Source organism: Marinibium conchae (genome assembly GCF_015595035.1).
GTDB lineage: Bacteria > Pseudomonadota > Gammaproteobacteria > Enterobacterales > Alteromonadaceae > Glaciecola.
On record NZ_JADNRN010000001.1, the window covers coordinates 1,186,792 to 1,211,047 of the forward strand.

General features: G+C 43.1%; 19 protein-coding genes. 11 read left to right on the plus strand and 8 right to left on the minus strand.

Going from position 1 to position 24,256, the window contains the following annotated elements:
* Positions 1-7: 7 nt before the first annotated feature.
* The 4 genes from ISG33_RS05000 to ISG33_RS05015 are packed head-to-tail and all read left to right on the plus strand — an operon-like array spanning position 8 to position 3,022.
* Positions 8-1,012, plus strand: a complete 1,005-nt coding sequence (locus tag ISG33_RS05000; RefSeq protein ID WP_195732413.1) for an NADP-dependent oxidoreductase — start codon at positions 8-10, stop codon at positions 1,010-1,012.
* On the plus strand, positions 1,012-1,773 hold the full coding sequence (locus tag ISG33_RS05005) for an SDR family NAD(P)-dependent oxidoreductase (RefSeq protein WP_195732414.1): 762 nt from the start codon (positions 1,012-1,014) through the stop codon (positions 1,771-1,773). The genes ISG33_RS05000 and ISG33_RS05005 overlap by 1 nt, the downstream gene beginning before the upstream one ends.
* Before the next feature lie 41 nt (positions 1,774-1,814).
* Complete coding sequence (locus ISG33_RS05010) at positions 1,815-2,576, plus strand: SDR family oxidoreductase (protein ID WP_195732415.1); 762 nt, start codon at positions 1,815-1,817, stop codon at positions 2,574-2,576.
* Positions 2,576-3,022: a YaiI/YqxD family protein gene (locus ISG33_RS05015; protein ID WP_195732416.1), complete on the plus strand. Its 447-nt coding sequence runs from the start codon at positions 2,576-2,578 to the stop codon at positions 3,020-3,022. The genes ISG33_RS05010 and ISG33_RS05015 overlap by 1 nt, the downstream gene beginning before the upstream one ends.
* 151 nt (positions 3,023-3,173) lie before the next feature.
* Here the strand turns inward: ISG33_RS05015 and ISG33_RS05020 are convergent, their stop codons facing one another.
* A complete protein-coding gene (locus tag ISG33_RS05020) occupies positions 3,174-4,364 on the minus strand; it encodes an amino acid aminotransferase (RefSeq protein WP_195732417.1) in 1,191 nt (396 codons plus the stop codon).
* A gap of 118 nt (positions 4,365-4,482) precedes the next feature.
* Positions 4,483-5,262 carry an NRDE family protein gene (locus ISG33_RS05025; RefSeq protein ID WP_195732418.1) on the minus strand — a complete coding sequence of 260 codons (780 nt, stop codon included), beginning with the start codon at positions 5,260-5,262 and terminating at the stop codon, positions 4,483-4,485.
* A 166-nt stretch (positions 5,263-5,428) separates the two neighbouring features.
* Between ISG33_RS05025 and ISG33_RS05030 the strand changes: the two genes are divergently transcribed.
* The gene (locus tag ISG33_RS05030) at positions 5,429-6,676 is read left to right on the plus strand and encodes a cystathionine gamma-synthase family protein (RefSeq protein ID WP_195732419.1); all 1,248 of its coding nucleotides are present in this window, start codon (positions 5,429-5,431) and stop codon (positions 6,674-6,676) included.
* Positions 6,677-6,865: 189 nt separating this feature from the next.
* On the opposite strand, the gene ISG33_RS05035 is transcribed toward ISG33_RS05030, so the two are convergent.
* Positions 6,866-7,408 carry a glutathione peroxidase gene (locus tag ISG33_RS05035; protein WP_195732420.1) on the minus strand — a complete coding sequence of 181 codons (543 nt, stop codon included), beginning with the start codon at positions 7,406-7,408 and terminating at the stop codon, positions 6,866-6,868.
* 180 nt (positions 7,409-7,588) lie between these two features.
* Between ISG33_RS05035 and ISG33_RS05040 the strand changes: the two genes are divergently transcribed.
* On the plus strand, positions 7,589-10,090 hold the full coding sequence (locus tag ISG33_RS05040; RefSeq protein WP_195732421.1) for a S9 family peptidase: 2,502 nt from the start codon (positions 7,589-7,591) through the stop codon (positions 10,088-10,090).
* A 99-nt stretch (positions 10,091-10,189) separates the two neighbouring features.
* On the opposite strand, the gene rrtA is transcribed toward ISG33_RS05040, so the two are convergent.
* A complete protein-coding gene (rrtA, locus tag ISG33_RS05045) occupies positions 10,190-10,804 on the minus strand; it encodes a rhombosortase (RefSeq protein WP_195732422.1) in 615 nt (204 codons plus the stop codon).
* Between the two features lie 126 nt (positions 10,805-10,930).
* Between rrtA and ISG33_RS05050 the strand changes: the two genes are divergently transcribed.
* Entirely contained in the window at positions 10,931-11,686 is a 756-nt protein-coding gene (locus tag ISG33_RS05050; RefSeq protein ID WP_195732423.1) for an enoyl-CoA hydratase-related protein, read from the plus strand.
* Positions 11,687-11,694: 8 nt separating this feature from the next.
* Complete coding sequence (gene ggt / locus ISG33_RS05055; RefSeq protein WP_195732424.1) at positions 11,695-13,431, plus strand: gamma-glutamyltransferase; 1,737 nt, start codon at positions 11,695-11,697, stop codon at positions 13,429-13,431.
* 64 nt (positions 13,432-13,495) lie between these two features.
* Here the strand turns inward: ggt and ISG33_RS05060 are convergent, their stop codons facing one another.
* Positions 13,496-13,954, minus strand: a complete 459-nt coding sequence (locus tag ISG33_RS05060; protein ID WP_195732425.1) for a hypothetical protein — start codon at positions 13,952-13,954, stop codon at positions 13,496-13,498.
* Positions 13,955-14,065: 111 nt separating this feature from the next.
* Entirely contained in the window at positions 14,066-15,031 is a 966-nt protein-coding gene (gene cysK, locus ISG33_RS05065; protein WP_195732426.1) for a cysteine synthase A, read from the minus strand.
* A gap of 242 nt (positions 15,032-15,273) precedes the next feature.
* Here cysK and ISG33_RS05070 point away from each other — a divergent pair, with 242 nt between their 5' ends.
* The 3 genes from ISG33_RS05070 (at position 15,274) to ISG33_RS05080 (ending at position 18,127) form a co-directional block, all read left to right on the plus strand.
* Positions 15,274-16,110, plus strand: a complete 837-nt coding sequence (locus ISG33_RS05070; protein WP_195732427.1) for an AAA family ATPase — start codon at positions 15,274-15,276, stop codon at positions 16,108-16,110.
* The gene (locus ISG33_RS05075; RefSeq protein WP_195732428.1) at positions 16,110-17,291 is read left to right on the plus strand and encodes a vWA domain-containing protein; all 1,182 of its coding nucleotides are present in this window, start codon (positions 16,110-16,112) and stop codon (positions 17,289-17,291) included. The genes ISG33_RS05070 and ISG33_RS05075 overlap by 1 nt, the downstream gene beginning before the upstream one ends.
* A gap of 104 nt (positions 17,292-17,395) precedes the next feature.
* Positions 17,396-18,127, plus strand: coding sequence for a pseudouridine synthase (locus tag ISG33_RS05080; RefSeq protein WP_195732429.1), 732 nt, complete (start codon positions 17,396-17,398; stop codon positions 18,125-18,127).
* Between the two features lie 41 nt (positions 18,128-18,168).
* Here ISG33_RS05080 and ISG33_RS05085 read toward each other — a convergent pair whose 3' ends face one another.
* The gene (locus ISG33_RS05085; protein WP_195732430.1) at positions 18,169-19,512 is read right to left on the minus strand and encodes an MATE family efflux transporter; all 1,344 of its coding nucleotides are present in this window, start codon (positions 19,510-19,512) and stop codon (positions 18,169-18,171) included.
* Between the two features lie 213 nt (positions 19,513-19,725).
* Entirely contained in the window at positions 19,726-23,916 is a 4,191-nt protein-coding gene (locus ISG33_RS05090) for a S8 family serine peptidase (RefSeq protein ID WP_195732431.1), read from the minus strand.
* Positions 23,917-24,256: the final 340 nt, after the last annotated feature.

The window sequence follows — 24,256 nt, forward strand, 5'->3', positions numbered from 1 at the left end:
GGAATATATGAAAAACAAACAATGGCAACTTGCTCAACGTCCAGTTGGCGCACCGAGTAAAGATACATGGCAATTTGTTGAGACAGAGCTGGACGATATTGGCGACGGTCAGTTGTTGATAAAGGTACTTTATGTTTCCCTCGATCCAGCGATGCGTGGCTGGTTAAACGATGCGAAGTCATATATCGAACCAGTTCAGATTGGTGATGTTATGCGTGCAGGCACTGTCGGCAAAGTCATATCAAGTAAGCATGAAAAATATAGCGAAGGTGACTATGTTTGTGGGTATCAGGGCGTACAGCTCTATGGGGTATCTGACGGTACCGGTCTATATAAAGTTGACCCTAAACTGGCACCGCTATCATATTACTTGGGCGTACTCGGTATGCCTGGTATGACAGGATATTTTGGATTACTGAAAACGGGCGAGCCAAAATCTGGCGAGACAGTTGTCGTCAGTGGTGCTGCCGGCGCTGTCGGTGGTCTTGTTGGTCAAATCGCAAAGATTAAAGGATGTCGAGTTGTCGGCATTGCTGGCGGCCGAGAAAAGTGTGATTTTTTGATCAATGAATTGGGCTTTGATGCGGCAGTTGATTACAAAGCCGAGAAAGTGAAAAAAGCCCTTAAGGTGGCGTGTCCAGATGGTGTTGATGTTTTCTTCGATAATGTGGGCGGTGACATTCTTGATGATGTGCTTACTCAAATAAATATGAAGGCACGTATCGTTATTTGTGGCGCTATTAGTCAGTATAATAATACTACGCCGGTTAAAGGCCCCTCAAATTACCTTTCTTTGCTGGTTAACAGAGCCAAGATGGAAGGAATAGTCGTATTTGATAACGTGGCTGAGTATCCTACAGCGATGAAAGACATCGCCGCTTGGATACAATCTGGCGAAATGAAAGTGAAAGACCACATTGTTGAGGGTATTGAAACCTTCCCAGACACCTTGATGATGCTTTTCAAGGGTGAAAATTTTGGTAAATTAGTATTGAAAGTAGGTGACGAATAATGAATCCAGCAGCAAATGTAGAAGGTAAAAGGGTACTTATCACTGGTGGTGCTTCGGGTATCGGCGCTGAGCTTGCTTTATTGCTAGCGAGCCGTGGAGCAAAAGTGATGATTGCCGACTTATCTGCTGAAAACATGGCAAAAACAATCGAACAAGGAAATACCGATAAAATTAGTAGCTGTCAGGTAGATGTTGCCGACGCTGATTCAGTTCGCGCTTTGTTTAAGGAAGCGATGAAAGGGCTAGGTGGTTTGGATGTTGTCGTTAACAATGCAGGTATAGATCATGCGCCAGCGCCGATGCATGAAGTTAGTGATGATGATTTTGATCGAAACATTGCCGTGAACCTGAAAGGCGTATGGCATTGTATGAGAGCCGCAATAGCTTGCATGGCACCGGCTGGGGGAGGGCATGTAATAAATGTTGCTTCAGTTGCTGGTTTGCGATCTTCACCCATGATTTCAGCCTACTCCGCTGCAAAGCATGGTGTTGTTGGCTTAACTAAGTCTGCGGCCGTAGAGTATGCACGCGCAAATATACGTTTCAATGCAGTGTGCCCGAGCTTTATCGATACACCAATGGTACAAAACACCATGGCACAACTTGATGAGCGGGCACAACATGCACTGATAAAGGCAAACCCGATGAAGCGCCTAGGTAAACCTGAAGAAGTAGCTGGCGCAATGGCATGGCTATGCAGTGATGAAAGTAGCTTTATGACAGGACAAACAATGGTGCTTGACGGCGGGATGCTTGCGTAGCTTGTATTCGCTCTTTGGGTAGAAAGTAATAAGGATGATATATGAAAGATCTGTTTGATTTGAGTGGAAAAGTTGCTGTAGTAACAGGTGCAAGTAGAGGAATTGGTGAGTCGATAGCAAAGTTGCTCGCCAGTCGTGGCGCACATGTTGTTGTGTCGAGTCGAAAGATAGACGGTTGTGAAGTTGTCGCGCAAGCAATTCGCGACGAAGGTGGTAAAGCGACCGCTTTTGCTTGTCATGTTGGTGAAATGGAGCAGATCTCTGCGATGTTCCAGTTCTTGAAGTCTGAGTTTGGGAAAGTTGATATTTTGGTGAATAATGCCGCGGCAAACCCCTATTTTGGTCACGTACTCGATACTGACTTAGCCGCTTATCAGAAGACCGTTGATGTGAACATACGTGGTTATTTTTTCATGTCTATTGAAGCGGGTAAAATGATGCGCGAGCAAGGCAGCGGCGTCATCCTCAATACTGCCTCAGTGAATGGTGTAACGCCAGGTGACATGCAAGGTATATATTCCATTACCAAAGCTGCCGTAATTTCCATGACTAAGTCTTTCGCCAAAGAATGCGGCCCTTTGAATATAAGGGTAAACGCATTGTTGCCAGGGCTAACTGATACTAAGTTTGCGTCGGCGCTAACAACAAACGACGCTATTCTTAAACATGCCTTAAAGGTCATCCCTCTTGGTAGAGTCGCTGATCCAGACGAAATGGCGGGAACGGTTTTGTACCTCGTCTCTGACGCATCTAGCTATACCACAGGCGCTTGTATTAATGTTGACGGTGGAATGTTAGCTTAATGCATATCTGGGTAGACGCAGACGCTTGTCCGGGCGTAATTCGAGAGGTGCTAGTAAAGGCCTCTCAACGAACATCAATTCCTTTGACATTTGTTGCTAATCAACATGTGCCGGTACCCCCAAATGCTCATATAAATTCCCTACGTGTTAGCTCTGGTTTCGATGTGGCTGATGACGAAATTGTTCAGCGCTGCGAGCCTAATGATTTGGTCATCACGGGTGACATACCGCTTGCCGCGGAAATACTAGAAAAGGGAGGCCAGGCAGTAAATTTCAGAGGTGAAGCCTATGACAATGCCACCATTAAAGCCACGCTGACGATGCGAGATTTTATGGACCAGATACGCGCAAGTGGCGAGAGAACAGGCGGGCCAAAAGCCTTTACCGCAAAGGATAAAATGAATTTTGCAAATCAATTGGACAGGATTATTGCTGCCTCTAGGTAGCTAAAGGTGCGAACGGCAATTACAGGAAGCTTATAGCCATATTGCTGGTGGTCAATAATGCTTGTAAATAAGGCCTATATAGCAGCCTTTTAAGCTAAAAGCCCTCTGCAATATTGCTAGTAGAGGGCTTTAATGGCAACATCGCGTGCTACTAAAGCACGCCAGATATTGCTGCTGCGAGAGCTTCTACATTTTTGGTATTAATACCAGCGATGTTCACCCGGCTGGAGTCGACGAAATACACGCTCTTCTCAGCTCTTAGCTTTTGCACCTGTTCAGGAGCGATGCACAAAAAGGAGAACATTCCTTTCTGCTGATTAACAAAACTAAAGTCTTTACTTGCACCTTGAGCTGCTAAATTGTCTACGAGCAGTTTTCTGAGTGTTATCATGCGTTCGCGCATCTCTGTTACTTCACTCTGCCAAAGCTGATTAAGCTCATCGTTTGCTAGGATAATATCAACTAAGGCACCACCATATGACGGCGGCATAGAATAAATACCTCTAGCAACATATTGAATTTGCGATTGAACAATGTCGCGTGTTTTTGAGTTTGCTGTTATGAGTGCGGCCAAACCCACGCGCTCTCTGTAAAGGCCAAAATTCTTGCTGCACGAAGCGGCGATGATCACTTCAGGCACACTGTCTACCATCAATCTGATGCCATAGGCATCCTCTTCAAGACCATCACCAAAACCCTGATAGGCCACATCAATAAATGGTAAAAAGCCTACTTTGTTAGCGAGCTCAGCAACGGCTCGCCATTGTTCGTTGCTTAAGTCGGCACCCGTTGGGTTGTGACAACACCCGTGGAGCAAGACCACATCACCTTTCTTAACATTTGCAAGGCAGTCCATCATCGCATCAAATTTTATGCTAGCACTCCCTTTATCGAAATAGGGATAAGTGGCGAGTTCTAAACCAGCGTTACCAATCAATGGAATGTGGTTAGCCCATGTCGGGTCGCTCACCCAAACTTTGGTCTCTGGATTACAGCGCTTGAGTAATTCAGCCAATATACGAAGTGCTCCACAACCACCAGGCGCTTGCACAGCAGCGACCCTGTTAGCGAGCAGTGCGCTATTACCCTTACCTAAAATAAGGCTTAGCATACCGTCGATAAAGCCTTGAACACCTTGCGGTGTTATATAGACTTTAGAAGTTTCAGACTCTTGGAGGATGGTTTGTGCTTTGGCTACTGCTTTAAGAATGGGAGTGTTACCACTCTCATCTTTGTACACACCTACGCCCAGATCAATTTTTGATGGGTTAGTGTCTTTTTTAAAAGCTGCAGATAAACCTAAAATAGGGTCGGGCGCGAGGGCGGGAAGAGTTTCAAACACAGGTATTCCTTAAATATGGATAGGGCACAAAATTCATCTCGCATTATGCCACTATTCTTATGTTTTTCGAGCAAAAAGATACTTTTTTAGGATAGATTTTTGTATATGGTAGAACCTGCTAGTCCTTAACGTGAAGATCGAATGCATACTTCTGAACGCTTTGTTGTTTAGCTTGATTATCGAAGCTTCGCTCTTCCCAAGTAACATGGTTGTTTTTGTCGACAAGCAGTAAGGTTGATGAACGGGTACCGTAGTCGTCTGTTTGAATAAAAATCGACGAAAGGCGGCGCTCCCATTCCAAGGGGACTCCTGTTTTTGGAAGCGCATCGTCATCGGCCAACGCGTCGTTTTTTAATAATTCGAAGAGGTGTTCGGTGTCCAACATGTTTGCATGCTTACAATACTTTGCGAGAGCATCCCTTCCTTTTGCTATTTTTGGCCAAGGGCTATTTAAAGACGCGTTTGATAAACCATAGACACCATCGTTGAGGGCGATCAGTTCATCGTCAAAGTTGTTGTATACGTAAAGCTGTTCTAAGTGACCGAAGAGTAGGTTGTACCCATTGTAATGTTCCCGTGTGCTGCTTAGTTTTTCGGCATAATGGGGGCGTTGCTTTTTCCCAGCGTCGAGAAAATTCATTACCAACTCCCCACGAGTGGTAGCATTATTTACTTCTCTACCCGGGGCCCTGATGTTAGTTAGAGCCGATATTGCGCCATCTCTATTTATTCCCATCCAAGTGCCGCCCGCTTCCTCGTCTTTTCCGGCAAGTATATCGGGCTTATCAGTCCAAAACTGCGAATTACTGGTCGGTCGTTTATGGAATTCGTCGCGATTAGCGGCAACGATTAATGGGTATTTGGGATGTTGGTTAACGGCGATAAACAAAATGCACATGTGTAGAGAGAAACCTATAATCTAAACGGTAAAAGGGTTGATTGTGAACACACAAACGGAATAAAAAAAGTCTATTTGTTCTAACCACACAAGCTCGAACAGGGCGCTAACTATGGTATTATCTGCTTAACAAGTCAATACACCATAAAACATAAGAGCAAATGTTGTGAAAAATCTTTCCCCTGAAACGCGTCTCGTTCATGCCGATAGACTTCTTAATAGACCGCAATCGGGTGGTGTGCATGAAGCTACAAACAATAGTGTGCTTTTTGAATTTGAAGATGTTCAAGGCCTAGTTGACGTTTTTCAGGGTAAAAAAGCTGGGCATGTTTATAGTCGCTCCTCGAGCTCTTCGGCAGTGTCTTTGCAGAATATACTCAATGACTTCGATAAGGGAGTTGGCGCAGTTGTTTTTGCCACTGGTATGGCAGCAATCAGTGCCACCTTTTATTCCCTATTAAAAGCCGGTGATCATATTGTGGTTAGCCAATTTCTCTTTGGTAACACGCGAAGCTTCATGAGTTCGCTTGAGAACTTTGGTATTGAAGTGACCTTGGTTGATGTAACCGAAGCGCGCAATGTTGAAGATGCGATAAAAGCAAACACAAAGATGGTGTTTTGTGAATCAATAGCCAATCCAGTCACTCAAGTAAGTGATTTAGTAGGCATAGGCGAGTTGTGCCAATCAAAAAATATACTTTTTGCGCTGGATAATACCATGACTCCCCACACTCTGTTGGATGCTAAGAAAGTAAACGCATCTTTGTTATTAACTTCATTAACAAAGTATATCGGAGGTCATGGCAACGTCTTAGGCGGCGTTGTTGTCGACACTGGACTGTATGATTGGGCAGGTTTTTCTAATATTGATGATAAGTATCGAGTAACGGATATTTCGCAGTGGGGCTTAACACAAATAAAGAAGCGAGGCTTGCGTGATATGGGAGCCACCCTTGCGCCACAGAGTGCTCATCAAATATCAATAGGCTTAGAAACGCTCTCTATGAGGATGAGCCGAACTTGCGCTAATGCGATGGCTTTAGCGAAATACTTATCCACGCACAAAGGTGTTGATAACGTGTTTTACCCAGGTTTGTTAGAGCATCCGCAACATGAAAGGGCAAAGGCCTTATTCAATCGTGGTTATGGCGGTATTTTGTCGGTGGAGCTAGATGCTTCGATTGATGTTCACCAGTTTCTCAATCAATTGAAATTGATCATTAGTGCGACTCACTTAGGTGACACGCGCACTCTGGCGCTTCCTGTAGCGAGTACTATTTTTTATGAAAACGGCGCAGAACAACGAAAGAAGATGGGTATACGAGATAGCCTAATACGTATTTCGGTTGGTATAGAAGACATCGAAGACATACTGGCTGATTTCGATCAAGCCTTTGAAACTCTTATAAAATGAGCTTTGATTAACGCTAGAGTAAGAACAGAGAGAAAAAAACAAATAAAATATAAAATAAGGGAACCAATTAGAATTTAACGAGACTAATTAATAACTATGAAATACGAAGCAGTATTATTTCCTAGTGTGTTCCTAGTTGAGTGTGTTTATAGCCCCGCGGTCCGAGCGGGGCTTTTTTATGAGCAGAAATTAAAGGGCCAATGCCGCTTTGATGTCACTAACCAAGTCTTCGTCGTTCGGTTTAGTGAATGAATTATAAGAATCCACAACATCCCCATTTTTATCCACTAAATACTTGTAAAAATTCCATTTAGGTTCGGCGCCAGCTGCCTTAGCTAGTTTTGCATATAACGGGTCGGCGTCTTCACCTTTGACAGAAATTGTTTCAAACATCGGAAATTTCACGCCATAAGTTAATTCACACAATTCCGCAGTTTTCCCCTCATCGCCGAACTCTTGGTTGAAGTCATTTGATGGAAAGCCGAGTACGACTAAACCTTGTTCTTTGTATTCACCATATAATTTCTCTAAACCCTCAAATTGGGGTGTGAAACCACACTTACTCGCAGTGTTCACAAAAAGGATAGTCTTACCTTTATACTCCTCACACATGTTAACCACTTCTTGTGAGTTTAACTTTCTTTTTGCATACTTCAGTAAGTCAGGGCATTCTGCCGCCATTGCAATTTGACTTAACGAGAGTGTAAGGGCGAGTGTTATTATTTTCTTCATTATTCATCCTTCCTATGATTGACATCAATGAGTTACGTCCGACCCGAGATAGTCTCTGTAGTCGTGTAAACATTTGTTACCTGAATTTCGTGCTCAATGGTTCAGCATTGCGACAAACTAAAGTAACATAGCTTTAGTAAATAAATATAACGTGCTAATCACATTTAAAGAACATAAATAATGATAAAAATGAGAAAAATAATATATTCAAGTGTTGCTATAGCTTTGCTTGGTGCATGCTCTTCAACTGAACTGCAACAAACCGACGCAAAAGTTTCATTTCCATCGGCCACATTAACGCAAGATAAGACCCCCCCTGTAACAGCGCCAAACGCTGAAACGATTGAATTGAGCTTAAAACAAATTATGTCAGATCCCGATTGGATTGGCCGACAACCTGAAGGCGCATATTGGACAGCAGATGGCAACAACATTGCCTATTACAGAAAGCGTGAAGGAAGCCCTGTCAGAGATATCTGGTTGGCGAATGAAACTGTGTCTGGTAATGGTAAACAAGCACCATTATCTGAGCTTCATAACTATGAATATGATGAACTCATTAGCGATAATGACATGGCTTTTGATGCTTGGGTGTTTCAAGGCAATATTTTTTCTCGCGATAAAGCAACCAATACCGTAATACAGTTAACAAAAAGCCGCCAGGCGGCTCGGAATATTCAGTTCCATAACAGCAATGGTGTTTCATTTCAGCGCGCAAACGAGTTCTACGTGGTAAACGCGTCAACGGGTCGACAAGAGCAGCTATTTACTTGGCAGTTTGCCAATGAAACGCCCGTGGTGAGCGAGCCTGCAGATTACATTGCACAAGAAAATGTAGAGCTAATCGACTACCTGAAGGTGCAAAGACGTAACCGTCAATTACGGGCTGATAGCTTTGAAAGCCTTGAAACGGCAAACGACTCACTTGTTTCATCGGTTTTTTACTTTGACCCTAGTCATCGCACGGTACTTGCTAGTCTTTCACCAAATGGAAAATGGGCGATTGTTGTCACCACTGAAAATAGCCCATCTCGAGACGACTCCGATATTATGCCTGATTACATCGAAGAAAATGGGCGCATAAAAGCTCAGCCTGTTCGTCAGAGGGTGGCGGACGCGAAAGCGATAAGCCATGATATCTGGCTTTTAGATCTCAGCAATAACAGTAAAACTTTGCTTGAGTATAAAGTGCTTCCTGGCTACAACGAAGACGTTTTGGCTGATGTAAAGCGTGAAAACGCTGAAGCGAGAGGAGAGACATATACTGAAAACCGTATTCCGCGAGATATTGGTTTGTTGTTTGACTGGTATGCGACAGAACCACCTGTAAAATGGCATGACAACAGCGACAAGGTCGCCTTAATGTTGGAAGCTTGGGATAATAAGGATCGTTGGATCACCAGTGTTGATGTAGACGATAAACAATTTGTCACACAGCATAGAATGCACGACCCGGCATGGGTGAATTATCGGTTTAATGAATTTGGCTGGTTTGATGAACAAGAAACCTTGTATTTGTTGTCAGAAGAGTCTGGTTATTCGCAGCTGTATGTGAAGCCGCTAACGGGCTCATTGAAGCCGGTGACAAAAGGTAATTTTGTTGTAGAGAATGTCACACTTACCCAGGATGACGCTTATTTTTATTTCAAAGCGAATGTAAAGCATCCTGGCATTTATGAAATATATCGAAGCTCTACTGATACCATGGCATTAGAAGCGTTAACTGATTTGAATGGTATGACCGACTACGTGTTATCGCCTAATGAATCCTCCTTATTATTAACCCATTCCAAATTAGTCATGCCGCCAGAGCTGTACTCTGTAAAACTGGATGATGCTAGCGGCGCAGCTGGTGAGGCTCTAAAGATTACTTCAACAGTGAGTGATGCTTTTTTGAGTATTGATTGGGTTTCTCCGTCAATTGTTGCCGTACCATCCTCACATACTGAACAGCCAATATATTCGCGCGTGTATGCGCCCACCGTAGCTACAGACGAAAAACACCGTGCGGTTATTTTTAATCATGGTGCTGGCTATCTTCAAAACGCTCATCTTGGATGGTCGGGATACTTCAGAGAGTTCATGTTTCACAGCTTCCTAGTGTCCCAGGGCTATGTGGTGATGGATATGGATTATCGTGCGTCAATGGGGTATGGACGAGAGTGGAGAACGGCAATATATCGCCAAATGGGCACACCTGAAACGCAGGATTTAGTTGATGGTGTCGAATGGCTGGTCAAAAATGCAGACGTTGATCGTAAGCGAATTGGCACCTACGGTGGCTCATACGGTGGCTTTATGACTTTCATGGCGCTGTTTACAGAACCAGAACTTTTCCAAGCTGGGGCGGCACTTCGCCCAGTTTCAGATTGGGCTCACTATAACGATCCATACACCTCGAATATATTGAATCGCCCTGATGTAGACCCTATTGCCTACGAGCGTAGTTCTCCAATTTACTTTGCTGATGGCCTAAATAAACCCTTATTAATTAATGCGCCAATGGTTGACGATAACGTCTTTTTTGTCGATGTAGTTCGTTTGGTACAAGTACTTATTGAGAAAGAAAAAGAAGATTTTGAAACTGCAATTTATCCCGTAGAACCTCATGGTTTTGTACAGCCAAGTTCATGGCTTGATGAATATCGACGTATCTTTAAACTCTTTGAAGAAAATCTCTAAAAGTCGTAAATCGCAATATAAACCTAGCCTCTCGTATTAGCAAAAATCGTTAATGTTGATGCTAGGTTCTCTCCAGTCAATGCTTGTGAATTATTAGCCTTAAATCTTGCTTGCAGGTGTTCGTGACACTTTATTGCGGTGCAAGAAAACGCTACATATGCCCACTATGATGCCTAATATAGAGCCAAACATGTGGCTATCGACAGCGACATTAGCCTCAATTAGCTCTTGCATTAACGTGCCCGCCCCATAAGTTTGTTCACTAAGGACTTTGATCAACAAACCTAACAACAATAACCAGCCGGTCTTCATTTTGTTTTCGATATCTTGGATACAACCCCAAGCAAAAACGCCGTGAATTGCTCCTGATAAACCAACATACCATTCGATATCTGGGGAAAAAAAGTACAACAATAAGGAAAGCGACAAACAAATAAGCGAAAACTTAGCCAAATAGGATGCGGCTCGATAATCGTCACCGTGCAGAAGCCATAACAAGACAACACCGAAGAGGTTAAATAAAAGATGAGTAGTATTGGTGTGTAAGAAATGACCAGTTAATATCTGATAATAGTGTCCCGACGAGAGCCAAGATCGCTCTAATGCGAAATATTCAGAGCTTAGGGGTTCAAAAAAGAAGGCCGTTATACTGACGATGCAAACTATTAATGGGCCAAGTATTTGATTAGGGCGAGTGGGCAGGTTCATTATCATTAGTTATGGTGTTTAGTTATCATTGCACTTATTCACTAGATTAATACTATCTTATCATCAGAAAAGAATAAAAATGCCTCTAATTCTGGTAAGTTATTAGAAAGGATCTTCGAATAAGAGAACATCATGATAGAGATAACACGCCTTAATCATTGCTTGGTTTTAGAAATAAAGCGACCTGAAAAGAAAAACGCCCTTGTGGTTAGCATGTATAGAGCTATGGCTGAAGCTCTAGAGTCAGTCGAGGACTTTGATGATCGAGCAGTACTAATAAAAGGTACGAATAATTGTTTTACAGCCGGTAACGATATCGCTGACTTCGTCGCCAATAGTGACAACAAAGATGTGAATGAGTCACACCGATTCATGCTCGCGCTCTCTCAATGCAAAGTACCTGTGGTTGCGCAAGTGCAGGGCTTGGCAATCGGTATCGGGACGACTTTGCTACTGCATTGCGATTTTGTTTATTGCGATGAAAACGCCAAATTTGCGATGCCATTTATCAATTTAGGTTTAGTGCCTGAATATGCCTCAAGCTATATCCTTCCTCGCATCGCAGGTAACTTAAAAGCGGCAGAACTGTTAATGCTAGGTGAAACATTTGACGCAAAAACGGCACTTGATTGTGCTATAGTTTCTAGTGTGGTTAATGCAGATGAGCTTGACGCCTTGGTACAAGCAACAATTGCTAAACTAGTTGCTAAGCCGAAAAAGGCACTTGAGCAGACTAAGGCGTTATTAAAGCATGATCACAAGCTCGTTGAAGAGCACATTGTCACAGAACTTAACGTGTTTGCGAAGGCCATGACAAGTGAGCCAGCAAAAGAGGCCTTCGCTGCTTTCCTAGAAAAACGAGCCGTAAACACCAATATTTATAAATAGAGTAGAAAATGAGAACACTTTTAGCTGCAACTGCTATATCTTTGGCGCTATCTTCATTTTCCTATGCCCAAGTTAGAGAAGATCGCGAGCCAGAGGCAGACACGGGAAAGACTGAGAAACAAGCTTTTGTATCGAAAGATTATATGGTTGTGACTGCCAATCCCTATGCTTCGTGGGCTGGAAAGAATATTATCGAAAAAGGAGGCTCGGCAATTGACGCAGCTGTCGCCATTCAGGCGATGTTGACACTTGTTGAACCACAATCGTCAGGCATTGGTGGCGGTGCCTTTATATTGTATTGGGATAATGAAAACAAAAAGCTCCACACTTTTGATGGTCGAGAAACTGCACCACAGTCTGCTACACCTTACATATTTATCGAAGACGGAAAACCCATGCGTTGGCTCGATGCCGTAGTTGGTGGTAAAGCTGTAGGTGTTCCCGGCGTACTGAAAGCCTTAGAAATGGCTCACAAGGAGTTTGGTGAGTTGGCTTGGAGAGATTTATTTGAAGATGCTATCAATACTTCTCGTCAAGGTTTTACTGTGTCGCCTCGTTTGGAACGTTTATTAAAGTTAGATATTCACCCAGGCCTCAATAATTTTGTGACGTCACAAAATTACTTTAAGCCTAACGGTAAACCTCTGAGTGCTGGGAAAAACCTTCAAAATAATATTCTTGCAAATACCTTCTTACAGATTGCACATAAAGGTAGTGACTATTTTTATAAAGGTGAGTTGGCTACTAAAATTGCTGAAGCGACAAGATTAGCAACGATAAATTCGGGATTCATGACCGCTGATGACTTAGCCAACTATGAAGCAAAAAAGCGTGAACCTATCTGTGGGGATTACCGAGGGAAGAAAATTTGCGGGATGGCACCACCTAGCTCTGGTGGAATTTCAGTTTATCAAATTTTAAAAGCGCTTGAACAGTTTGAATTAAATAAATACGGGCCACAGAGTGAAGAATTTGTGCATTTGTTTACACAAAGTAGCGCCTTAGCATTTGCCGACAGGAATCAATATATTGCGGACACAGATTTCACTAACTTACCTGCAGTTTCTCTCATCAATTCAAGCTATCTAAATCAACGAGCCGAAAAGGTGGGGTTGAAACTGCCGTTTGGGAAAGCAGAGGCAGGAAAGCCCTATATGAACGTGAGTGTAGGTAAGGATCGTAGCCCGGAATTGCCCAGTACAAGCCATTTTTCTATCGTCGATAAGAAAGGTAACGCAGTGTCGATGACAACAAGCATCGAATTCATGTTTGGTTCGGGGATCATGGTAGAAGGCTTTCTACTTAATAATCAGCTCACTGATTTTTCATTGGCGCCATCAAATGGCGGCACGCAAGCACTCAATCGAGTGGAGGCGAATAAGCGTCCTAGAAGCTCAATGTCTCCGACGATGCTATTTGACGAGAAGGGAAATTTGGAGCTCATAATTGGCTCTCCTGGAGGCAGCAGAATTATTAATTACGTTGCACAAACTATTATCAATGTTGTTGATTTTGATATGGACATTCAGGAAGCAATCAATAGCCCTCGCATCACCAATAGAAATGATTATACAGCGCTCGAAAAAGGCACTGACTTAGAGAGTTTACAAAAATCACTGGAAGAAAGAGGCCATAATGTCAGGCTGTTAGATTTGAACAGCGGTTTACATGGTATTCAGTTAGTTGATGGCAAGCTTATTGGTGGTGCTGACCCCCGACGGGAAGGTGTAGCAGTCGGCAAATAACGTGCTTATTGTCGGCTCTAAGTGGCGACTGTAGATGCAACAAGGCTGCAAACAGCAGGCTTGATCAAGGGATTGTGTTTTTAATACCAGTGATCTTCCAGTCGCCACTGATTTTGACCATTGAAATGGTTTTTAAATCGATAATTCGCTTGTTGTTGTAGGTGCCGGATATCTTCACGTCAACGCTAGCTTCTTTCTTAAACTCGGTAATGCCTTGAAAACCTCCCGAGACAGGCTCTACAACCATTTCATCTAAACGCAGATTTAACAAATGTCGTTGTACCCCACTATTGGTATGATAGGACTTCATAAGTCGAGATAGCTTTGGCGATGCATACTTTAAAGCTTCGTCTAAGCTTTCTTCTTCGTAAATAGCCATGATAAAAACCAATGCAGCGTATTGTGGAGTTTCGTCACTCATCATACCGTAACGGCCTGCTTTGATTTCTTTTGCAGGTTTACTACAGGCAACAACTGTTAACGCTAGGCAACACAACAAAATAACTCTAATACATACTTTCATAAATTCACGACTTTTTTTAATAAACTATTTATATAACGGCAAAAAATTAGGGGGCTTTACAAAAGCCCCCTAATTAATATCACATTTATAAAAGTAATGCGCGTTTTCGGCTTACTGCACTTCTTCTAGGTCTGAGAATTGGCCAGCAAACATTGGACTACTTAAGTAACGTTCGGTGCCGCTAGCAAGAAGCACGACAACAACTTTATCTTTGTTTTCAGGGCGTTCAGCGAAACGCTTTGCAGCGACTACGGCCGCACCTGAAGAAATACCAGCCAAGATACCTTCTTCTTTCATAAGGCGTTGCGCCATTTCCATACAGTCTTCGTTTGACACTTGCTCGACCTCATCAATTAGATCGATATCGAGATTCCCAGGAATAAAGCCAGCTCCTATACCTTGTATTTTGTGTGGGCCAGGAGTGAGTTCTTGTCCGGCTTTCGCTTGTGTAATTACTGGGCTGTCGGTAGGTTCGACCGCGACCGCAGTAATTGCTTTTCCTTTGGTGTTTTTGATGTAACGCGTAACGCCTGTGATTGTGCCGCCCGTGCCGACGCCTGCAATAAATGCATCCACAGTTCCTTCGGTGTCATCCCAAATCTCAGGACCCGTTGTCTTTTCGTGGATTTCTGGATTTGCAGGGTTGTCAAATTGTTGCAACGCAACAAACTTACCAGGGTTTGCATCCATGATTTCTTGGACTTTTGCGACGGCTCCCTTCATGCCTTTTGGCGCCTCAGTGAGGACGAGATTAGCGCCAAGTGCTTTAAGTAATTTACGACGCTCTAAGCTCATACTACTTGGCATGGTTAATGTTAGTTTGTATCCGCGCGAGGCAGCAACGAAGGCTAATGCGATGCCTGTGTTACCACTAGTTGCTTCGATGAGTTCTTTGCCTTCAGTGAGCAAGCCTTTCTTTTCCGCATCCCAAATCATGTTGGCACCAATGCGGCATTTAATACTAAAGCTAGGATTGCGAGACTCTATTTTAGCGTATACATTACCGCCAGTAACTCTGTTTAATTTCACTAGTGGCGTGCGGCCGATAGCGAGTGAATTGTCGTCAAATGCTTTCATGTTTAGTCCTTTCCAGGGTGAATGCGAGTTACGCTTGGCTGTGGATGTGCTTGTTTACAATCTTTTTTTGCAACTATCACCCAGAGTTACGCATCGCTATTATTAATCTTTACTGTTCTGTTGGTCGTAAAACTTTTACATTATAAGAGTATGCACAATTTCAAAAAAACAAAGTGCTTTTTTGCTATATGTTATTTTTAAATTAACGCTTTGTTTATTTATTTTATTTACTGAGGACTACCATGGGCTTTACCGGAACTAAAGATTATATTGCTAGCAAAGAACTTCAACTGGCCGTAAATGCAGCTATTACCCTAGAAAAGCCTTTGTTAATAAAAGGGGAACCTGGCACCGGAAAAACAATGTTAGCTGAGGAGCTAGCGAAAGCGCTGGATACTGACCTATTGCAATGGCATATAAAATCGACAACTAAGGCACAGCAAGGCCTTTATGAATATGATGCAGTCAGTCGTTTACGTGATTCACAACTTGGTGATGACCGCGTACACGATATCAGTAACTATATAGTAAAGGGAAAGCTTTGGCAGGCTTTCACTGCTGAAAAAAGACCCGTCTTGTTAATTGATGAAATTGATAAAGCCGACATTGAGTTTCCTAATGATCTGTTATTGGAACTCGACAAAATGGAGTTTTTTGTTTACGAAACGCAAGAGAGAGTGGTTGCCAAACAAAGACCAATTGTGATCATTACGTCAAACAACGAAAAAGAATTGCCTGATGCCTTCCTTCGCCGCTGTTTTTTCCATTATATCCAGTTCCCTGATGCCGATGAGATGAAACAAATCGTTGATGTCCATTTCCCGAGTATCAAAAAAGATTTACTTGAAAAAGCCTTAAGCTCTTTCTTTCAAATACGTGATGTTAGCGGAATTAAGAAAAAACCATCAACCTCAGAGCTAATTGACTGGCTGAAATTATTGGTAGCAGATGACATTCCAGCACAAGTGCTACACGATAAAGATGCAAAAAATGCGCTACCACCGCTATATGGGGCCTTGTTGAAAAATGAGCAAGATATACATCTTTTCGAAAAACTAATGTTTATGGCAAGACGATAATGTTAATTGAGTTCTTTTTTACGCTGCGTAAATACAAGCTTAAAACCAGCATTACGGAGTGGCTTGACCTAATACGTTGCTTGGATAAGGAGATTGTCTATGCCGACGTTGAAGAATTTTATTTCTTGTCGAGAACTGTCATGGTTAAAGATGAGAATCAATACGATAAATTTGATCGAGCCTTTGCTGATTACTTCAAAGGCGTACAACAAATTGATCTTTTTGATAAGGATATTCCTGAGGATTGGCTTCGCGCTGAAATGGAAAAGTTCCTCAGTGACGACGAAAAGAAAAAAATAGAAGCAATGGGCGGGCTAGACAAGCTCATGGAAACATTGCAAGAAAGGTTGAAAGAGCAAGAAAAACGACATCAGGGTGGTAACAAGTGGATAGGCACAGGGGGAACGTCACCCTTTGGCGCGAACGGTTATAATCCAGAGGGCGTTCGAATAGGACAAAAGGGTAATAGAAATTTTTCAGCCGTCAAAGTTTGGGATAAGCGCGAATTTAAGAACTTATCAAGTGACGTAGAAATCGGCACACGTAACATTAAGGTTGCTTTGCGGCGCTTACGCAAATTTGCGAGAACAGGCGCAAGTGAAGAACTGGATGTAAACGACACAATTACTTCGACTGCAAAAAATGCGGGCTATCTCGATTTAAAAATGGCTCCCGAGCGTCACAATGCGATAAAGCTACTGTTGTTTTTCGACGTGGGTGGCTCGATGGATGCGCATATTAAACAGTGCGAAGAATTATTTTCAGCAGTACACACCGAATTTAAACATATCGAGTTTTTCTACTTTCATAATTGTGTGTACGAAGGCGTGTGGAAAGACAATAAACGACGTGGACAACAAAGCATCGATATTTATCAAATCATCCATAAATTTGGTAGCGATTACAAAATAATTTTTGTTGGTGACGCTACCATGGGACCTTATGAAATTACTTATCCTGGTGGCAGCGTTGAACACTGGAACGAAGAACCTGGCGCGGTTTGGATGGAGAGGTTATTAAATCACTTTGATCACGCTATTTGGTTAAACCCTCAACCAAAGGAGTATTGGCATTACCATGCTTCGCTTCAAATTATGTTAGAGCTAATGAAAGAACGAATGTATCCACTAACTATCGAAGGGCTAACGGATGGTATAAAACGCCTACTGAAAAAGTCCTAGTATATGAAGGATAATAAATCGCGTTTTGACCTTGCGAAGTAACAACTTCATAGTATCATTGCGCCCACAAATAGACGTTCTTTCGACTATTCATTGAGGGTGAGATGTATAAGCGTTTAAATAAGTACATAAGCGATACAGGGCATTGCTCACGCCGCGAAGCCGACAAGCTTATAGAAAGCAAGCGAGTAAAAGTAAACGGAAATAGCCCAGAGTTAGGCACTAAAATCGGTCCTGAAGACAAAGTCACCGTTGACGGCAAGCTGATCAACGCTGTTGCCGAAGACAAAAGCGATCGCGTGTACATCGCCTATAACAAACCGGTCGGTATTACATGTACGACAGAGCGAAAAGTGCAGGGAAACATTATTGATGCTATTTCCTACAAGCAGAGAATATTCCCAATAGGACGTTTAGATAAACCTTCTGAGGGCCTTATTTTGCTAACCTCAGATGGAGATATCGTAAATAAAATACTGCGAGCTGAAAACGCTCATGAAAAGCACTATCGGGTGATTGTTGACAAGCTCGTTACCGATAGCTTCATTCAAGGAATGTCTAATGGTGTGCCGATTTTGGATACGGTTACGAAACCTTGTGAAGTAAGACGAGCAGGGAAGTTTGGTTTTGATATTATTCTTACCCAAGGCCTAAATAGGCAAATTAGAAGAATGTGTGAATATTTTGGCTTTGCAGTTACTCGGCTGACTCGCAAACGCATCATGCATATTGATTTGAAAGGCCTTAAGCCTGGCGCATACAGGCATTTAAGCGCAGAAGAAATGAAAGTAATGAACAAAGCACTAGAGGGGTCAAGCAAAACAGTTGTTCAATAAACTGTTTTGTAATAACGAGCCAGCAAAAATAAGCTTTACGATTATGCGTATGCGTTAACATCGAGCGCAACACGCTTCTGTATAATATGCACGCGCCAAAACATTAATACTGCCGCACAGCTTAAGCCAGATATAAACCCTATCCAAAACCCTTGGGCTTGCATAATGGGCACGAGTAAATCACTTAGGCCGAGCACCAGACCAACGCTTAGACCAATGAGCCAATATGATACAAAACTTATGAGAAACATGGCTAAGGTATCTTTATAGCCGCGTAGGGCATTCGCCGACACGACTTGTATTCCATCACTGAATTGAAATATAGCAGCAAGAAAAAGAAGCGCAGAAGCTAAGTTGATAACCTCGCTATTCTCGGTATAAAGGCTCGCAATCTGCTCACTGAATAAAACCGTTAATGTAGCAGTAAATAAAGCGATAATAATCGAACAAAAGAGCCCACAGTAGACCGCAATTTTTGCTTTTAAAGCATCTTCTTCACCAATTGCATAACCAATTCTAATGGCCACTGCTATGCCTATACTCATAGGTAGCATAAACATTAATGACGAAAAGTTTAAGGCGATCTGATGCGCCGCCACAACATCCGCGCCAAAGCGCGCCAGAAGCAGCGCAACCACACCGAAAAGAGTCACTTCAAAAACGATTGTGAAGGCAATAGGTAAACCGATCTTTAATTGAGAGTAGAGCTTTTTAGTTTCGGGGGCATGAAAACTTGCAAACAGTTTATAGCCTTTAAGCTTTTCAGCTGTAATTACATAAACAAAGGTGGCTATTGCCATCACGTAAATAACAATCATAGTGGCAATACCGCATCCAACCCCGCCCAGCTCAGGAGCACCAAATAAACCATTAATCAATATATAATTGGCTGGGATGTTCACCAACAATCCAGCGAACATGATCACCATTGTTGGGCGGGTGCTTGATAATCCCTCACAGCAATTGCGAAGGCTTTGATAAATTGCAAAGCCAGGAGCTGCCAACAAGACATAATGAGTGTACTCAATGGTAATTGTTCTTAGGTCGTCAGCCATTTCAATTTGATTAAAAAACCACGGAACAAATGGGAGCGCTAGTAAGACCAAGAAGCTTATGATCAATGAAAGCCACAAACACTGATGAAGGGCGTTGGCAACATCACCGTGTCGCTTACTGCCCTGTAGCCTTGAGATAATAGGCGATAGGCCAAGGCTAATACCTTGTATGAACATTAAAATAGGCATAGTGATGCTAAAGCCAATGGCGACAGCTGCCATATCAGTATAACTATATCGACCGGCCATGATGGTGTCAGATACACCCATAAGGGTCTGGGTAACTTGTGCTATGAGCAATGGCCAGGCAAGTGTGAGCAAAATTTTCATTTCGCTAATAAAGGCATTTTTGCTTATTTTTTGCCGTCTCGGAGTTGTTAGGGCTTCACTGCTCACGTGCTGCTATTACCATTGACTGAATTTACATGCTCGTAAATGTATCATATTAGTTATAAAACTAGTGAAATATTAGTCGCTTGCAAAAAAAAGGCCGCGAACTCAAGAAAAAGTTTGCAGCCTTTCGTACTATGCTTAACGCATCATTTACTTGTTATTACGTCTCCAATAGATAAGAGGTAATAGCGCGAGCAATAACCAGTTGCTTGAGCCGCCACCACCACTGCTATCTGATGAACTGTCGCTACCCGTGCTTCCCCCTGATGAAGGGGCAGCTGTTACACTAATAGTGACACTCTGAGACACAGAGTTAATGCCATCGTTTGCAACGACCTGCATCGTAAAGCTAGTAGGCCCGGCCGGTGCAGAACGAGTGACAGAATTGCGCTCAACTCCGTCAATGGTGACGATTACATCGTCGTTTTCTGGGTCAGATGTGCTAACACTTACCGTGAATGTACTCCCACCAACAACCGTACTTGGTGCATTGACAGTGATGGTAGGTGCATCATTGTTGTTAATCACGATTGTCGCTGTTGCTGTGTCAGTATTGCCTGTAGCGTCTGTCACTGTTGCTTGTAGGACAGCACTTGTTTGCGACTCTACATTAGGGACAGTGTACGTAATTTCGGCTGCTGTAGAGTCAGAGATAGATATATCTGGGCCACTTATTTGCTGCCATGTTACGCTCACTTCGTCACCATTTGCATCTTCAGCATTCGCCGTTAAAACACCGCTAAGGGTTTCGAATATCTCAACAGTTACACTTTCTTCTCCGTTGATCAGTATCGTCGGGGGAACATCCAACAGTAGCGGAGAGCTCAATTCAGAAAGCTCTTCTTGTGCAGCATCGATATTAGTTACATCCGACGTGACAGAAAATACAAAAGCGTTTCCTGTCAAATCAGATTCAGGAATTAAGTCGAAACTTAACACTTCGTCTATATTTGAACTAGGGTCGCGAGTTACACTCCAACTCACGTTTGAATCGCTAATTGCACCGCCGTTTGACACTGAGCTACTCACCAAACTGAAACCATCAGGAATTGGTAAGGTAATATCGTAATTTCTACTCTCGGGTGAATCTGTTGCTAATACAGAAATGTTGAAAGACGATGCTTCGCCTAAGACGATGGAAGACGATTCAGCACTAAGTTGAACGTCATTTTCTTTTCGGTCTACGCGCACGAATGTAGTCTGAACGCCAGAAGGCCTCTCGGCCGAGCCAAAGCCAACGACACCATAGAAACGGTCATCTGCTGACGCTGCGCCAAGGTCCCAATTCATTCTCATGTCGAAAGCGGAACCGGAGCTGACTGCCGATGGCACATCTGCAGTTAACGAAATGTCGCTATCACTGTTCGTTACCGCACTATAATAGAGCTGATAGCTATCAGTAGCGCCAGGACTTGAGCTTGTATAGCTTTGTACAACTAACCAGTAACGCCCAACCGAAGGCTCTCTTAAGTCAACCGTCTCGATGGCACCAAAAGTCGTGCTCTGTAGTATGATCTCAGATTCTTCTAATTCACCGTTATTGTTAGCATCAAAAGCCATGAACAAGTCAATATCATCCGCAGAACTATCAGCAACATTCGCTACTATTTGTAGTGTTTCTGCTGTACTTGTTATCTCGTAAAGGTCGATACCATCACTGAGATCATCAAACAAATCGTTGGGCGTTGAGTCTTGCTCTATTTCGGCGTTAACCTCGGTTGCTTTGGCAAAGCCGAAAGTGGTCGCTGAAAAGTCAGTTTGCGTGAGTACATCAAAGTCTTCCAACAACAAAGAATCAGCAGAACGTCTTGCATTCAGGGTTAAGTCGGCCGGAATGTTACCCGCAAACGGAAGAACGGAAACTGGTAAGTGCAGGTCCGGTTGCCCGTTTGCCGTTAAGTTGACTGCTGCGAAGTGCCAGTCAGAGTTTGTTACTGCACTTGCATCAATACTAACCAATATGGTCTGACTTTCACCAGCGTTCAGACTAAAGCTACTTGGGCTTATGCTTAGCTCTAAACCACTTGTAATAACTTCGCTACTAACAGCCCAAGTTCCATCTTTAACTGCAGTAAAGGTTCTTTCCCATGAACAAGATTGAACGCAGTTATTGTCAGTAATACTAGGTAAGTTTAATGAACGTGGCTCACCCTCTAACTCTGGGTTAGCGTTGGTATAGTTACTCGCCGTTTCACTCATTACTAGGCCAGTTTCAACCGCTAAGTCTACTTGTACTCTACCTGAGCCAGAATCAAACCAATCAGCACTTGTGCTACCATCTTCTTTTTTAACTGTTCGAGAGGCTGTCATAGCAAGTGCCGAACGAATGTTATCCGGTGTCCAAGTAGGATGCACAGCTTTTACCAATGCAGCTGCACCAGCAATATGTGGGCTTGACATTGATGTGCCAGATAAGTAATTAAAATCACCAGCAGAGGGTTCATGACCATCGTGGCCGAATTGTTGATCCGCATATGCGGCATAAATGCCCACACCAGGCCCACCAATTGTAGGTGATAATGTCGAAATACTGCTGTTAGGTCCTTTCGAAGAAAAGCCTGCAAGTACATCTACACGATTTTGGTCAACGGAGAGTTCGCCCGAAGACGCAGTAATAGTTGCTCGATGGTCAGCACCAGTCGCTAACCAAGCTTTAAGTGCATCACCATTGCTAGCGTTGATATGTATTCCCGGGATGACATAGCTATCGCCAACAATGTTGGTTGCTTGGCTACCCGTTAGGTTGGCTAAAACATAACCGCCAGCACCGCCGTCGCGAACGTTTACGGCTTTTTGAATACGAGCAATCGAGCCGCGGTCACAGACTACAATCTCACCGCTGAAGGTACCTGCGGGGAAGGGCTCTAAACACTGAGCTGAGTCATTATCTGGATCGTTAGGATTAGTATAATCGCCAGCGTACACAATAGGTGCTGTGATCGTACCGCTGTTACTCACACCGTCGATGTCTGCTAGAGATGAATCGCCACCAGTGAAACTGCCAATACTTTTGTCGAAACTAATAAATCTGCCATGCTCAGCTGCAGCAACTGCGGTATACCAAGGTGCATGCTTTGAGGTAGTCGCTGCACCAGGACCACTATTTCCAGCCGATGTAGCAACAAAAATACCAGCATTGCGTGCTGCTAGAAAGGCTAATTCGGTTGAACTGTTCCATGGTTGGCCGCCACCACTGATTGAGTAATTTATTACGTCGACTTGATCTTGTATGGCATCTTCAATTGCTGCATTTATAGCTGAACCTGTGCAATCGCCGTAAGTATCGCCAGCATCCGAACGCCCCCCCCAACACACTTGATAACTGATTACATTTGCACGCGGAGCAACACCAGAAATACGCGGAAAAGTGAAACCTGTTTCTATGCCACTACTTTCCTCAGCGTCAAACTCGGGCAATGACTCTGCAACATTAAGTAAAATATTGCCAATAGCGGTACCTGCCACGTGAGTACCATGGCCTCCGTAGTCTTCACCGTTTTGAGGGAGGTCAGCAGGGAATACTTCGGTATCAGTATAGGTACTTGTAATAACGTCGTAGCTGTACACGCCAATCAGTTTATCATTACATAACGCTGCAAATTCTCCTGCGCAGTCGCCAAGATAATTGCCAGCGCCTAAAGGGTTGGTATGATCAAAGCCATCGCCCGCTATGTCAGCAAAAGACGCGTGATCAGTGTTAATGCCCGAATCAATAATACCAACAACAACGCCTTCTCCGTAGTTACCGACGCCACTTGATAATGCTTGACCACTCCAAACTCGTGGAGCGCCAATTAATTCTGGGCCAGTATCAGTATCTAATTTATAGCGTGTATCAGGTTCAACTTTCAATACATAAGGAAGCTCAGCAATTTTTGCTGCATCATTCTGACTGAGCTTGGCCGCCATTCCATTAAAGGCTAAGCTGTATGTATGGATAGCTTTAAAGCCGGGTACGATTTGTTGTGCGCTTTTGATAAAACTCTTTTGTTTAGAGCCTACATAGTCTCGATAGGAAGCTACCGCAGGGGATTTAACATTGAGCTTGCCGCCGCGTGGTGATGTTGACATCAATCCTTCGGTACCGCCCTCATACAGAGCAACAGGCGCATCATTTAAATGAATGATATAAGTCTGCGGAAGGTTTCTATTACCTTCGGCAAAGGTAAATTTAGCTGAATTAAGATAGGCTGGTTTAGCATATATCTTCTTTTTCGCTAGTGCGTTACTGAGTACTTTATTGTCGTCTAACTCAGTGAGATGAGTAGTAGCTGAGCTGACCGAGTAGACTGAGCCGCAGGCAAGCGCAACGATTATTGCTAATGACGTTCTTTGAAACAAAACAACCTCCAAAATTCTTATAAATGCGACACCCTCAAAACGAAAGGCAGAGCCTAGCGTTTTCCCTAAAATATTTAAGGATGTCTTTAGTCCAAATTACTTTATACCAGTTTATGTATTAATAATCTTTATGAAAATGTATTGATTTTGCTAACTACACTTACATTAACTCGCTAAGTAAGGCTATAAAAGGCTTTGAATATCACCCTGTAAAAACACCCAAAATGTTAACATTTTTAACAAATAGGATGATTGTTCTATTTTCACAGCAAAATTAGAGTAATTGTTTTTTTCCACTGACTTTTATTGAAATATTTAGCAAAACAGAGCAATGCAAGCT

Coding starts and splice junctions, on each gene's coding strand:
- ISG33_RS05075 (WP_195732428.1), top strand. CDS start 16,110: ATGTTAATTGAGTTCTTTTTTACGCTGCGTAAATACAAGCTTAAAACC.
- ISG33_RS05015 (WP_195732416.1), top strand. CDS start 2,576: ATGCATATCTGGGTAGACGCAGACGCTTGTCCGGGCGTAATTCGAGAG.
- ISG33_RS05080 (WP_195732429.1), top strand. CDS start 17,396: ATGTATAAGCGTTTAAATAAGTACATAAGCGATACAGGGCATTGCTCA.
- ggt (WP_195732424.1), top strand. CDS start 11,695: ATGAGAACACTTTTAGCTGCAACTGCTATATCTTTGGCGCTATCTTCA.
- ISG33_RS05050 (WP_195732423.1), top strand. CDS start 10,931: ATGATAGAGATAACACGCCTTAATCATTGCTTGGTTTTAGAAATAAAG.
- ISG33_RS05035 (WP_195732420.1), bottom strand. CDS start 7,408: ATGAAGAAAATAATAACACTCGCCCTTACACTCTCGTTAAGTCAAATT.
- ISG33_RS05010 (WP_195732415.1), top strand. CDS start 1,815: ATGAAAGATCTGTTTGATTTGAGTGGAAAAGTTGCTGTAGTAACAGGT.
- ISG33_RS05085 (WP_195732430.1), bottom strand. CDS start 19,512: ATGAAAATTTTGCTCACACTTGCCTGGCCATTGCTCATAGCACAAGTT.
- ISG33_RS05040 (WP_195732421.1), top strand. CDS start 7,589: ATGATAAAAATGAGAAAAATAATATATTCAAGTGTTGCTATAGCTTTG.
- ISG33_RS05000 (WP_195732413.1), top strand. CDS start 8: ATGAAAAACAAACAATGGCAACTTGCTCAACGTCCAGTTGGCGCACCG.
- cysK (WP_195732426.1), bottom strand. CDS start 15,031: ATGAAAGCATTTGACGACAATTCACTCGCTATCGGCCGCACGCCACTA.
- rrtA (WP_195732422.1), bottom strand. CDS start 10,804: ATGATAATGAACCTGCCCACTCGCCCTAATCAAATACTTGGCCCATTA.
- ISG33_RS05070 (WP_195732427.1), top strand. CDS start 15,274: ATGGGCTTTACCGGAACTAAAGATTATATTGCTAGCAAAGAACTTCAA.
- ISG33_RS05005 (WP_195732414.1), top strand. CDS start 1,012: ATGAATCCAGCAGCAAATGTAGAAGGTAAAAGGGTACTTATCACTGGT.
- ISG33_RS05025 (WP_195732418.1), bottom strand. CDS start 5,262: ATGTGCATTTTGTTTATCGCCGTTAACCAACATCCCAAATACCCATTA.
- ISG33_RS05060 (WP_195732425.1), bottom strand. CDS start 13,954: ATGAAAGTATGTATTAGAGTTATTTTGTTGTGTTGCCTAGCGTTAACA.